This is a genomic window from Paenibacillus auburnensis, from assembly GCF_927798115.1.
GTDB lineage: Bacteria > Bacillota > Bacilli > Paenibacillales > Paenibacillaceae > Paenibacillus_AQ > Paenibacillus_AQ auburnensis.
The window spans coordinates 29871-42726 of the sequence record NZ_CAKMMG010000005.1 but is presented as its reverse complement, the minus strand read 5'-3'; the positions used below and the strand labels follow the sequence as shown (position 1 = coordinate 42726).

Here is a 12856-nt window from a genome sequence, read left to right as displayed (position 1 = left end):
AGAATTATTTCATGAAGGTTTTCAAAAAATTAACGGTAACAGCACTGACAGCGGTCATCGCGGTAACAGCATCTTTTGCAGGGATTGCTGCAGCGGCAGACAGCCTCAAGGGTAAAATTACAGTCAACGGCTCCACAGCACTGCTTCCGCTCACGCTGCAGGCAGCCAAAGAATTCCAGAAGCTGCATCCAAAAGTGAAAATCGCCGCTTCCGGCAAAGGTTCGGTTACCGGACCACAGGCCGTGAAGAAAGGCATCGCCGATATCGGCGCCTGCGACTGGGATGCCAGTATTGACGTACCAGGCTTCAAAGCATTTGACGGACAGGTAGCGAACAAGGTAGCGGTTATTCCTTTTGCCACCATCGTGAACAAAAATGTCGGTGTAGACAACCTGACTACCGAACAGCTGGCAGGCATTTTCTCCGGTAAAATCACCAACTGGAAGGATGTCGGCGGATCGGATGCCAACATCGTAGTGATTACACGTTCATTCGGTTCCGGTACACGCGTTAACTACCAGGCTAAGGCACTGGGCGGCGGAGATATCGTGAAAAAAGAGAAAAACTATAAGGAAACCGGCTCCAGCGGTGACATGAAAACAGCGGTTGCAACTACACCTAACTCCATTGGCTACATCGACCTCGTTTATGTAACCGGCAGCGACATCAAGGCTGTGAAATTCAACGGTGTGGCCGCTACTACGGATAACGTAATCAATGGCTCGTACAAGATTTGGGCATACGGCTACTACATGACCAAAGGCCAGCCGACCGGCGCAACCAAAGAATTCATCGAATATGTACAGAGCAAGAAATTCCAGAACGGATCGCTGAAAAAGCTTAAGTTCATTCCGATTGCAGCAATGAAAGGCTAAACCAAGCAGCTTCATTATATTGAACGGTAACTGCGGCCAGCTCCGGAATGTACGGGGGTGGCCGCTTACAGGAGGGAAAGTATGGGGGCACCAGTCCAAAGCCTGGCATCAAAAACACCTAAGCGTGCAGCTCAAATGCAAAGTAGCGTAAACGAAAAGCGCCACCGTAGACATCTGCTCGGTAATAAATTATCCCGCTTTTATTTCTTATTCAGCATCCTTGCACTTTGTTTTGTGCTTGGACTAGTAGTTGTATTCATCGGAAAAACGGCGCTGCTTCTGTTCGCACACGTCTCGCCAGCTGAATTCTTCTTGTCCTTCAACTGGACTCCGGAGGAGGATGCCTTTGGAGCTGCCGCCTTTATCGTAAATACATTGTCCCTGACCGCACTAACCCTGCTGATTGCGGTGCCGGTCTCGGTCGGGATGGCCGTGCTCTGCGCCGAGATCGCTCCGAAGTGGCTGAAGAGCTTTATCCGTCCGGTGCTTGATCTGCTCGTCGGCATACCTTCTATTGTATACGGCTATCTGGGCCTCACTGTACTGCTTCCATTTCTGCGCAGAGTCAGCGGAGAAGGACTTGGCGACGGACTGCTGGCGGCTGCGCTGGTGCTAGCGTTAATGGTACTGCCGACGATCTGCCGGATCAGCGACGATGCCATTATTGCCGTTCCGCGCAAATACCGTGACGCCGCCTACGCCCTGGGTTCTACCCGCCTGCAGGTGATTATGCGTGTGGTGCTGCCCGCGGCTAAACGGGGAATTATCTCGGCCATTATCCTTGGCATGACCCGTGCAGTCGGTGAGACGATGGCGGTTGTCATGGTTATCGGCAATACACCGCAGCTGGCCAAAACCCTATTCACACCGTCCTCAGTGCTGACCAGCAACATTGTCATGCAGATCTCCAATGTGGAGTTTGACTCCTCCTGGAACTATGCGCTGCATATGATGGCCTTCCTGCTGCTGCTGATTTCGTTTGTGCTGATCTTTGTCATCCGCGTGCTGGGCCGGAAACGGGGGGATGCATAATGACCGGTTTTACCCGTACACGTTATACTGCACGTGCGCAGCGGCGCAACAAAATTGCAACCATCGGCTTCTATACGCTGGGAGCGCTGGTCATGCTGCTGATTTTTTGGCTGCTCTTTACCATTCTAAGCAAAGGTCTGCCCGCGCTTAGACCCGATTTCCTGATTAAGCAGCCGGAGGAGATTGATCCCGGAGGCGGGATTGGCCCGGTATTATTCAATTCCTTCTACATTCTGTTTATTTCCCTGCTGATTTCGATTCCGATCGGCGTAGGGGCCGGAATTTATATGGCAGAATACGCGCCGGACAACCGTTTTACCGGTGCGCTGCGTATTTGTGTGGAGTCGCTGTCCTCCGTCCCTTCGATTGTATTCGGGATGCTGGGGCTGGCAATCTTCGCCGAATATTTCAATATCGGCCTGACCATTCTCGGCGGCGGCGTCTCCCTGGCGTTGCTTAACCTGCCGATGCTGGCCCGCGTTACGGAAGAAGCCGTGCGCGCGGTTCCCGGCGACATCCGCGAAGCCGGCTACGCACTGGGGATGACTAAATTCCACGTCATCCGCAAGGTGGTACTGCCCGTGGCAATGTCTGCCATTGTCACAGGCATCTGTCTGGTGGCCGGACGCGCGTTCGGGGAGTCTGCGGTCATAATCCTGACCGCAGGCCTCAGTACCTCCGGCGAAATGTGGGACTTCAATCTGTTCTCGCCGGGTGAGACGCTGGCGGTACATCTGTGGTATGTGCAATCCGAGGCGATCGTCGAGGATGCGCGGCAAATTGCCGACAAGTCGGCGGCAGTGCTTGTCTTTGTAGTCCTGCTGATCAATTTCATTTTCAGGTTCCCGCTGTGGCTGGGAAACCGCCGCAAGGGGCGGTAATGTCGCAGCGAACCTGCTAGCTGTACCGATTTACAGGCCGCCGGGCTCATCCGGCGGCATTTTTTGTGTTTGGAAAGGTGCTAGCGGAAGCACATAGGGAGTTGTACAATGGGAGGGCGGTGAACGTAACAGGAGGGTGGACCGGCATGGTACGATTTGTACGTTTTTATCAGCATTGGAGCGTGACCTCGAAATTTGTCATTATTTTTGTTTCCATATTGTTTGTGTCGCTGCTGCTGACCGGCTATACCCTCTACCGGCAGGCGGCGGAGTCGGCGATTGAGCAGGCTCAGACCATTATGGAGCAGAACCTGCTGCAGACCAGGAGCAGCATTGAGGAGAAGGTCAAGATGACGGAGAATATTTCGCAGATCATCGCCTTTGACTCGCGGATTCAGACGCTGCTTGACAGTGATTTTATCAATGAGAGCTTTCAATTACAGGATTACCGCGACAATGTCGCGCCGACCATTGACAATATTATGAGGCAGAATCCTTATATTCACTCCATTCATGTCTATATGAGCAATCCGCAAATTCCCGAGCTGTATGGAGGGTATGACGGGTTTTTCAGTATTCGCCGGATCGCAGAAGATGACAATTACCGCTTCCTGCTGAACGATAACAGCACCAAATCCGAATGGCGGAGTATGCACAAGGAGAAGCTGCTGCTTAAGCGACCGGATGTATCGCCGGTGGCTGATGTACTTTCTTTTAACCGGAAAATCTATTCGTTCCATGACTTCGGCATCGCCGGGATGGTCGAAATTGAAATTACGGAGAGCGAGCTGTTTAAGTCGATGCGGGATGCCGTCTCAGGCACTATTGGTAACGTATACATTGTGGACGGTGACGATCGGATCGTCTCGGATAATATCGCGGGAGCGTACGGCGCAAACGCTGAACAGATGGGTCTGGGCGCTTGGACCTCAGGCGGATCCATCAACCGGCTTGCTGACGTGAACGGGACCCGGTCGATTGTCATCTCCCTTCCGCTTACCGGGCCCGAGCTGCGGATTATCGGTGTGTTTCCGGTCAGCCATGTCGTGGATAAGGTACAGGATTCGCTGTACACTACCTTGATTGTGCTGGCTGCAGCGCTGCTGCTGCTGAGCCTGCTCGTTTATTTTGTTACCGTTAAGCTGCTGTCCCGGATGAAGCTGTTGCTGAAGGCCATGAAGCAGGTACGTGAGGATTCGCTTAGCGTGTCGGTTCCGGTCACGGGCAATGATGAATTTTCACAGATGACCCACAGCTTCAATCATATGACGCAGCGGATTCACGATCTGGTCGAACGGGTGTACAAATCCGAGCTGCTGGAAAGAGAGGCGGAGGTAAAGGCACTGGAAGCGCAGATTAATCCGCATTTTTTGTACAACACGCTGGCAACGATCTCCTGGGCGGCACGCAAGGCGAACGCTCCAGATGTTACCCGGATTTCGGATTCGCTGGCTAAATTTTACCGGCTGGTGCTGAATAAGGGGAGCTCGGAGACGCTGGTCGCGGGTGAGCTGGAGATGGTCAAGGCCTATCTGGTGATTCAGAAATTCCGCTTCGAAGAGCGCTTTGATGCGGTATTCGAAATTGAGGACGCCGTCCTGGAGTTTGTCACGCTGAAAAATATTTTGCAGCCGCTGGTGGAAAATGCGCTCGTCCACGGCATCGAACCGAAACGCTCCCACGGCACCATCATTATTAAAGCGGGCGTGGAAGACGGCTGGGTCGTGCTGCGGATTATCGACGACGGTGTGGGCATGGCGCGGCAGCGACTGGCTGCTGTCAGGGAAGAACGGCCGCTTGAATCAGCCGGCAGCGGGTATGCGCTCGCGAATATTACGAGCCGGCTGCGCTCGCATTACGGGGAAGAATACCGGCTGGAGCTGTTCAGCAGGCCGGGAATCGGTACAGTCATTACCATCTCCTTCAAAGCCAGGAGGTTAATCTAATGTTTACAATGCTGATTGTTGAGGATGAACGCTGGGAGCGTGAAGGGCTGGTAGAATTTCTGGACTGGCCCGCACTTGGAATAGGGACCGTAGAGACTGCCTTTGACGGTATCGACGGACTGGAAAAAGCGCTTCTGCTGCAGCCTGATATCATCGTTACGGATATCCAGATGCCCGGAATGAACGGTTTGGATATGGCGAAGCAGGTCCGGGACAAGCTGCCCCAGGTGCATATCGTCATTTTGACCGGCTATGACGACTTCGAATACGCCCGCGAGGCGATTCGTTTTCATGCCGCGGAATATCTGCTTAAGCCGGTAGAAGAGCAGGAGATGCTCGCTGTGATGACACGGGTAGTCGCCAGATGTCAGGAAGAACGGCTGCTGCGGCTTGAAGAAGCGCATAAGCTGGACCTGCTGGAAGCCGGACATGTGGCGTTTCTCCGCCATGCACTGAGCGATCTGCTCTCAGGCCGGGCAGAGGGACTGGGGGCGGCGCCTGAACTGGAGCTTCACCTTACCCGGTATGGGGAGCTGGAACCAGCAGCCTATGCGCTTGTTGTGATGCACGCTCCGGCGCGCACCGCTAATGACCCGTTTGAACGCCAGGCAGAAGAGGTGTTGGGCCGGCCGGTACTGCTAGTACCTCTTCCAGAAGGCGGGAATGCCGACTTCACGCTGCTGTACGCGCTGGAAGCAGGGGAAGAGAAGCGGCAGCAGGAGCTGGCACACCTGCTTTTGAGCGGGCTGGCCGGGACGGAGGGGACAGACCCGCAAGCGCTGGAGAACAGTGCGGACGGAGACTGGATCATGGTGTGCGGGTACTCCGCACAGGCGCTGATGCAGTTGCCCGCGGCCTGCGCACAGGCCGCCCGCTCACTAAGACATGCGGTATGGAACAGCCTGTCGGGCATTCTCGCCGCCGGAGAAGAGGAAGCAGCGCGCATGGAATTCGCCCGGGATCCGGAAGGGCTGAGCCGCGGATTCAAGGAGCTGGAGAAGCGTATCCGCTCCGCTCTGGGAAGCGGTCAGTTACAGGAGGCTGGAGCTGTAACCGGTGAAGTGTTTGACCTGTTTGCCGCTTATCCCGGAGCGGGCCGGGCCTATGTCGGGGGCCTGCTGAGCGGGCTGATCGATCATCTGCAGGTGCTGGCCGCCCCGGGTCATCCGGTCGGCCAACCGGATAAAGCGCCAGGCAGCCTGGAAGAGCTGCTGGCCTGCGAGAGCCGGGAGCAGATGAAGCAGCAGATGCTGTCCAAGCTTCAAGATATTGCTTCCAGGCTTCAGGAGAAGCGAGAGAACAAAGAGGAATATGTGATTCACCGCGTCATCCGGCTGGTGGAAGAGCGTTATGGCAACCCGGAGCTCAGCCTGGCCTATCTGGCTGCAGAGGTATTCGTCTCCCCGAATCATCTTGGCATGCTCTTCAAGAAGAATACAGGCCGAACCCCGATTGAATATATTCAGGATTACCGGCTGGCTCGGGCAGAGGAGCTGCTGCGGACGACGAAGCAGCGGGTATCCTTGATCGCCGAGAAGGTCGGTATCCCCAATACCTCCTATTTCGGGACCCTGTTTAAGCAGGCCTACGGCATGACGCCGGGAGAATATCAGATCGTTTCACAGCGCTAAGCTTTTTGCATAACTGTTAATGTGACGCTGCCTTTTACCCTGTCCGCTTAGCGGATGGGGTTTTTGCGTCAGAAGACACAATCCGGCCAGTGGAAAGATAACGCTTTCAAACATCGTTCGTTTTTGATACCTGCGTGTATTTTTTGTATATCTCGGCGTTGAAACCGTTTTTATAATAAATGTATAGACAAAAGAAACCACACTGCAGGAAAGGAAGTAGGACCATGAGCAGCATACCCGCCAAGCACAGGCTGAGAAACCGGATCTGGCAGCAGCGCTATTTATTGATTTTGACATTGCCTGTCGTTTTATGGATGATTGTGTTCAATTACATTCCGATGTACGGCCTGATCATCGCCTTTCAGGAATACACGCCGTTCCAGGGTTTTATTCACAGCCCGTGGCTCGGGTTCGGCAATTTCCGTGAGCTTTTCGCCGACCCGACCTTCAGAGACTCGCTCTACAATACATTTAAGATCAGCATCGCTAAACTGGTGTTCGGCTTTCCGGCCCCGATTATTCTAGCCTTGCTGTTAAATGAACTCGTCTTCAAACGCTTCAAGCGTATCGTTCAGTCACTCACCTATCTCCCGTACTTTGTTTCATGGGTGCTCGTTGTAGGCTTTATGTATACCCTGCTTGATCCGGATACCGGCGTAATCAGCAAGCTGCTGGTCAATCTCGGTATTATTGGAAGCGATACCATGCTGATGGGGGATTCGCATTCCTTCCTCGTGCTCGTGGTATTTACGGAAATCTGGAAAAATATCGGCTGGAACTCCATCATCTATCTGGCAGCCATCGCCGGCATCGATCCGCAGCTTTATGAAGCGGCTGTTGTGGACGGAGCGAACCGCTTCCGGCGGGTCTGGCATATAACACTGCCTGCGCTCAAGCCGACCATTATTATATTGCTCATCCTGTCCATCGGCGGGCTGGTGAACTCCAACTTCGATCAAATGTTCATGATGCAGAATTCCCTGACGCAGGATGCGGCCAATGTGCTGTCTGTCTATTCCTATAAAATGGGGCTAGTGGCCGGACGCTTCTCATACGGAACCGCCATCGGACTATTCCAGTCCATTGTCGCCTTTGTCCTAATGTACATCGCCAACTTCACATCAAACAAAATCACGAAAGAAAGCCTGTTCTAGGATAGGAGGAGGAAGCATGCTAACCCATTCACGAAGCTTAGGCAGCAGAGCCTTTGATGTGTTCAACATCATTCTGATGCTCGCCCTGTGCCTGATCACCCTGTATCCGTTTTATAACATCCTGATTACGTCGTTCAATGATCCGGCGGACGCGGCGCGGGGCGGCATTACCTTCTGGCCGCGGGTGTTCTCCATCGACAACTACCGGATTGTGTTCCAGGATGAGAACATGCTGCGAGCCTTCATTGTTACGCTGGCCCGGACCATTCTCGGCACGGCAACTGCCGTGTTGTTCACCGGCGCCTTCGCTTACGGAATCTCGAAGACGGAGCTGGTCGGCCGGCGGGTTTTCCTGATCATGGCGATTGTTACCATGTATTTCAGCGGCGGAATTATTCCCTACTATTTAGTAGTGGCGAAATACCTTCATCTAAAAGGTCATTTCCTTGTCTATATTATCCCTAATCTTTTTAATGTGTTTAATGCGATCATCATGCTCACCTTCTTCAAGGCCTTGCCCAAAGAAATTGAGGAGTCGGCCAAAATTGACGGGGCCAATGATCTGCGGATATTCTTCCAGCTGGTGCTCCCGGTATCCAAGCCGGTGCTGGCGACGATTGCGCTGTATAACGCCGTGTTCCACTGGAATTCCTGGTACGATGCGATGCTGTTCGGCGGCGACAAGCTGCTGACGCTGCAGCAGATTCTGATGCAGATTATCAGCTCCAACAGCAATGTCAGCCAGCTGGCCAGCCAGCTCGGCTACGGTGCCGTCTCGGCGGCCTCGCTGAAACTGGCGACGATGGTAATTACGACGCTTCCGATCGTATTTACGTATCCTTTCGTCCAGAAGTATTTTGTCCAAGGGGTCATGATTGGCTCGGTGAAAGGGTAAGCCGGAAGATTTCCGGGCCGGGCGTTCATGTATAGAGCAAGACCAAATATCAAGGGGGTTAGAGTATGAAAGGGAAAGGCTTAAAGATAAGCGCGCTGGCCATTCTGGCTATGAGTATGCTTGCAGGCTGTGGTTCCGGCAACAACGCGAATAACAACACAAATGCACCGGCGGAAACCGCTGCGGCGAATAACGGGAATGCGCAGGCATCTGCACCGGCAGAGAGTAACGGCCCATCGTGGCAGAAGGATACATCTCCGTTCACATTCACCCAATATTTCTATGGCAACTGGGCGTCCAATTATCTGTGGAAAGACCAGTTTGCCATGAAGCTAGCTACCCAAAAAACAGGTGTTACCATTGACCGCAAGCTTGCAACCGGCAGCGATGACGACTACCTGAACACGATGATCGCTTCGGGAGACCTTCCCGATACCATCATGCTGGACTGGAACAACCCGGCCGTAACGAAGCTGATCAAGAATGGCATGGTCTATTCCATGGATGAGCTGATGGAGAAATATGCGCCTGACTTCAAAGCTCAGCTGGACCCGGATATGGTCAAATACCATTCCATCGACGGCAAGCTCTGGTATCTGCCGAACCTGTACGAAACCGCAGACCGTCTGACCAGCGGCGTGCCGATTACCCCGATCCGGCCTTGGTTTATCCGCTCCGATATTTATGCGGCGATCGGCAGCCCGGCCATTCAAACACCGGATGATTTAGAGAATGCGCTTAAGCTGGCCAAAGAGAAATTCCCGGATGTCAGTCCGGTGGGCGTAGAATTTTTCGATGTGGCGAAGAATGGCTTCCACGGTAGCAACTCTATGGACTATTTGATCTATTCCTTCTCCCCGCATCTGCTTGAAGAACGAGTGAAGGACGACCAGCAAATCGTGGAATACCCGATGCGCAACAAAGGATTCATCGATGCCTTCCGCTTCTTGAACAAGCTAAGTCTCGAAGGCCTGTTTGATCCGCAGCTGCTGATTTACAAGCAGGAGCAATATGAAGAAAAGCTGTACGGCGCGCAATATGCAGTCGCTTCCCAGTTCATGAACAACATGTATACGCAATATAACCCGAAGATCGAAAGCACACTCGGCAAGGAACAAGCATACACGATTCTGGACGGCCTGAAGGTTAACGGTCAAGACCCGCGTTATCCGGCTTCCCGCCTGATGGGCTGGCAAGGTCTGTTCATCACCAAAAATGCCAAAAATCCGGAACGCATCATCCAGTTCGCCGAATACGCCTGGTCGGATGAAGGGCAAATGGATATGAGATACGGCACCGAGGGCGAGACCTATGATATGGTTGACGGTCTTCCGAAGTACAAACAGGATATTCTGGACATGTCGGTAAAAGACAACGCCACCTTTAACTCCAAATACGGGTTCAATGACTCCACGCTGCTCTTCAGAGCCGGCAAGCTGTGGGATGACGCTTCTGCCCGTGATTTGAAGGAAAGCCAGCCGGTACAATATGAAGCGATGAAGATGCTGGAGAAATATAACTTCGACAACTATTCACTCGGTATGGAAAATCTTGAGCCCGACGGTGCAACCGCCGAAGGCACGATCAATGCGAAGGTTAAGGATCTGTGGAACAAAACCATTCCGAAGCTGATCCTGTCCAAATCCGATGCAGAGTTCGATTCCGCCTACAATGAATTCGTGAAGCAAATGGATCAGGTCGGCGCGGAAAAAGTAGAAAAAGTGATGTACCAGCGCCATCTGGAGGACCTCAAGAAAAAAGGGTTGTAATTGAATAGCATGACGCCACTTGCGGGCGGCCGGATTTCCGGCCGTCCGCTTTTTGATGCCATACGGACAGAAACGGAAATGAACAGCTTACGATGAAGAAAAACGACACAATTTGGTTTATCGGAGATTCCTTTGTGCTGCTTCCTTCAAGCCTTGTTAACCGTTATGGACCGAACCCCTCTGGGCAGGCTCCGTAATCTCCATTGCCTTCCCTGTCTGCCCCCGCCCGAACATATTCGCCCCCAGCACCCCGGCAATAATCAGCGCGGATCCGATCCAGTGGTACAGGGTAACCTCTTCTCCCAGGAACAAGGCTCCGGCTGCGATCGAGACCAGAGTCGAGAGATTCGTGAAGACACTCATCCGCGAAGCTTCGATTTTGGACAAAATATAATTGGACGTCCAGGTGGTCAGCAGCGATGAAATTACGCCTAAGTATAGGATTGCCAGCGTGAAGGTGGCGCTCTTAAGCGGGGTAAACAAGTCCCCCAGAGTTCTATCCGCTGTATGGCTGATGAGCGATATGCCGAAGAATACGATGAAGCCGACCGCCATCATCAGGTAGCTGATTTCGGACGGGGTGAACTGCTTTGCAAGGGAACGTGCCAATACAGTGTACCCGGCAAAAGCGACACAGGTCAGGAACAGCATCAGGATTCCGGCCATGTTTGACAGGTCAATGCTGCTGCCTTTCATGATGAAGATGAACACTACGCCGAAGACCGACAGGAAGATGGACAGCTTCTGCAGGAATGATGTGGCTTCCTTGAGGAACAGAGAGGCAATAATCAGCGTCACCACGGGGGTGAACGAATACAGAATACCTCCCTCGGCAGAAGTTGCATGCTGCAGACCGAACACCTGAAGGGTGAAGAAGCCCAGCGGGTACATGGCTGCCAGTAGCAGCACTTTATATAGCGGCTTGCCCCGGTAGCTCAGCTTGACCCAGCCGCAGGCCACGGGAACAGACATGACAATGAACGACCCGGCAAACCGGAAGGCCAGTGTATCAAGCGGGCCGGAGAACTCCAGCGCCATTTTGGTAAAAAGAAATGAAAATCCGATAATCGCCGCATTCAGTACGGCAAGCATATAGGCAGTCTTAACCCCTGGTTGTTGTTTCATGATGGCAACTTCCTTTCTGTCTGTGCAGTTCGAGATCACGGGAACCCGCGCCGCCCCCAATCTGTTAATTTTAATTTAAAGGGATTCGTACTCAGCCACAACGGGAGATTATCTTAACTGTACCGGTACAGTTAGGTTGCATAAGTTATAATGGTGATATCGGAGGAGGGGAAGGGTATGCGCAAGTATGATAAAGTCCTGATGGAGATGGAGCAGCAAATTAGCGGCGGGTCCTACCGTTCCGGCCATAAGCTCCCGTCAGTCCGCAGTGCCGCTGCCCGCTACGGCTGCAGTGTCAGCACGGTAATCCGGGCCTACCGGGAACTGGAGCAGAAGCATGTAATTTATTCCATTCCGCAGAGCGGATATTATGTCGTAGAGCAGCCGGGGGAGGGCAGCCTGGAGGCAGAGGACGGAATTATCGATTTCGGATCGGCATCGCCCGACTTGAATGTGTTTCCATATCTGGACTTTCAGCACTGCCTGAACAAAGCGATCGACACCTACAAATACCATTTGTTCACTTATGGGGAGACTCAGGGGCTGGCAGCCTTGCGGCAGACGCTGGTACCGCATTTGGCAGATGCACAGGTATTTGCCGCCCCCGGGCGGATCTTCATTACCTCAGGGGTGCAGCAGGCGCTGGGGATACTTGCGAAGATGCCTTTTCCTAACGGAAAAGAGACGGTGCTTGTGGAACAGCCGAGTTATGATATTTACCTGAGATTTTTGGAAGCGGAGGGGATTCCGGTCTGCGGTATTCCCCGCTCAGGGGGCGGGATTGATCTGCAGCTGCTGGAGGAGTATTTCCGCACAGGGGGGATAAAGTTTTTCTATACGATGTCGAGATACCATAATCCGCTGGGAACCTCTTACACGAAAGAGGAGCGCCAGGCGATAGCCCGGCTGGCCGGCAAATATGATGTATATGTGGTGGAGGATGACTACATGGCTGATCTCGGGGACAGTAGACCTTTCGATCCCATTGCGGCCTTTGACCGTTCCGGGCATGTGATCTATCTAAAAAGCTTCTCCAAAATCATTTTCCCGGGTCTCAGCCTTGGAGCTGCTGTCCTGCCGGAGCCGCTGCTGCCAGTCTTCAAGGCGCATAAGAGTTATATGGACACCTCGCTTCTGTCGCAGGCTGCGCTTGATATCTATATCAAAAACGGTATGTATGAGCGCCACAAGCATAAGATCCGCAGCCTGTACGCGGAGCGGATGGCCCGGCTGAATGAAGCCCTGCTGCGTTATAATTCTGCCGGGCTGATAGAGGCGCCGCGCGTAGACTCCGGGATATATATGCAAATGAAGCTGCCCCAGACTGTAAATCTGGAGCAGCTAGAGAAGCGTCTTCACAAGCGCAAGATCCGCGTGGTCTCAGGTAAGGGATTCTATTTATCCGGCTATTTGGAGCGGGAGAAATTCCTGCGCATCAGCATTTCACGTGCCCGTCCGGAACATATTGCCACCGGTGTTGCAGCGATTGTGGAGGAGGCGGCAGCAACGGGATGGTGGTAAGCTGGGATTTCCTAATCCTGCCATGAT

General features: G+C 53.1%; 10 protein-coding genes. 9 read left to right on the top strand and 1 reads right to left on the bottom strand.

The genetic code is table 11. From position 1 onward, the window contains the following. Positions 1-11: 11 nt before the first annotated feature. The 8 genes from L6H70_RS17600 (at position 12) to L6H70_RS17565 (ending at position 10183) form a co-directional block, all read left to right on the top strand. Positions 12-875 carry a phosphate ABC transporter substrate-binding protein gene (locus tag L6H70_RS17600; protein ID WP_054942766.1) on the top strand — a complete coding sequence of 288 codons (864 nt, stop codon included), beginning with the start codon at positions 12-14 and terminating at the stop codon, positions 873-875. A gap of 81 nt (positions 876-956) precedes the next feature. Beyond that, positions 957-1907 (top strand): phosphate ABC transporter permease subunit PstC, encoded by a 951-nt coding sequence (gene pstC / locus L6H70_RS17595; protein ID WP_236335269.1) that lies wholly within the window; start codon positions 957-959, stop codon positions 1905-1907. After that, positions 1907-2788: a phosphate ABC transporter permease PstA gene (gene pstA / locus L6H70_RS17590; protein WP_236335268.1), complete on the top strand. Its 882-nt coding sequence runs from the start codon at positions 1907-1909 to the stop codon at positions 2786-2788. Before pstC ends, pstA begins: the two co-directional genes overlap by 1 nt. Positions 2789-2934: 146 nt before the next feature. Further along, a complete protein-coding gene (locus tag L6H70_RS17585; protein ID WP_236335267.1) occupies positions 2935-4734 on the top strand; it encodes a sensor histidine kinase in 1800 nt (599 codons plus the stop codon). Then, entirely contained in the window at positions 4734-6365 is a 1632-nt protein-coding gene (locus L6H70_RS17580) for a response regulator (protein ID WP_236335266.1), read from the top strand. Before L6H70_RS17585 ends, L6H70_RS17580 begins: the two co-directional genes overlap by 1 nt. 224 nt (positions 6366-6589) lie before the next feature. Continuing rightward, a complete protein-coding gene (locus L6H70_RS17575; RefSeq protein WP_236335264.1) occupies positions 6590-7519 on the top strand; it encodes an ABC transporter permease in 930 nt (309 codons plus the stop codon). A gap of 16 nt (positions 7520-7535) precedes the next feature. Continuing rightward, a complete protein-coding gene (locus L6H70_RS17570; RefSeq protein WP_236335262.1) occupies positions 7536-8414 on the top strand; it encodes a carbohydrate ABC transporter permease in 879 nt (292 codons plus the stop codon). Between the two features lie 65 nt (positions 8415-8479). Further along, entirely contained in the window at positions 8480-10183 is a 1704-nt protein-coding gene (locus L6H70_RS17565; protein ID WP_236335261.1) for a type 2 periplasmic-binding domain-containing protein, read from the top strand. Positions 10184-10339: 156 nt separating this feature from the next. On the opposite strand, the gene L6H70_RS17560 is transcribed toward L6H70_RS17565, so the two are convergent. Then, positions 10340-11308 (bottom strand): DMT family transporter, encoded by a 969-nt coding sequence (locus tag L6H70_RS17560; RefSeq protein WP_236335260.1) that lies wholly within the window; start codon positions 11306-11308, stop codon positions 10340-10342. Positions 11309-11485: 177 nt separating this feature from the next. On the opposite strand from L6H70_RS17560, the gene L6H70_RS17555 reads away from it, so the two are divergent. Further along, entirely contained in the window at positions 11486-12829 is a 1344-nt protein-coding gene (locus L6H70_RS17555) for an aminotransferase-like domain-containing protein (RefSeq protein WP_236335259.1), read from the top strand. Positions 12830-12856 lie beyond the last annotated feature (27 nt).

Excerpts from the sequence above, each read along its gene's own strand:
- L6H70_RS17600 (WP_054942766.1), top strand. The coding sequence starts at position 12 with ATGAAGGTTTTCAAAAAATTAACGGTAACAGCACTGACAGCGGTCATC.
- pstC (WP_236335269.1), top strand. The coding sequence starts at position 957 with ATGGGGGCACCAGTCCAAAGCCTGGCATCAAAAACACCTAAGCGTGCA.
- pstA (WP_236335268.1), top strand. The coding sequence starts at position 1,907 with ATGACCGGTTTTACCCGTACACGTTATACTGCACGTGCGCAGCGGCGC.
- L6H70_RS17585 (WP_236335267.1), top strand. The coding sequence starts at position 2,935 with ATGGTACGATTTGTACGTTTTTATCAGCATTGGAGCGTGACCTCGAAA.
- L6H70_RS17580 (WP_236335266.1), top strand. The coding sequence starts at position 4,734 with ATGTTTACAATGCTGATTGTTGAGGATGAACGCTGGGAGCGTGAAGGG.
- L6H70_RS17575 (WP_236335264.1), top strand. The coding sequence starts at position 6,590 with ATGAGCAGCATACCCGCCAAGCACAGGCTGAGAAACCGGATCTGGCAG.
- L6H70_RS17570 (WP_236335262.1), top strand. The coding sequence starts at position 7,536 with ATGCTAACCCATTCACGAAGCTTAGGCAGCAGAGCCTTTGATGTGTTC.
- L6H70_RS17565 (WP_236335261.1), top strand. The coding sequence starts at position 8,480 with ATGAAAGGGAAAGGCTTAAAGATAAGCGCGCTGGCCATTCTGGCTATG.
- L6H70_RS17560 (WP_236335260.1), bottom strand. The coding sequence starts at position 11,308 with ATGAAACAACAACCAGGGGTTAAGACTGCCTATATGCTTGCCGTACTG.
- L6H70_RS17555 (WP_236335259.1), top strand. The coding sequence starts at position 11,486 with ATGCGCAAGTATGATAAAGTCCTGATGGAGATGGAGCAGCAAATTAGC.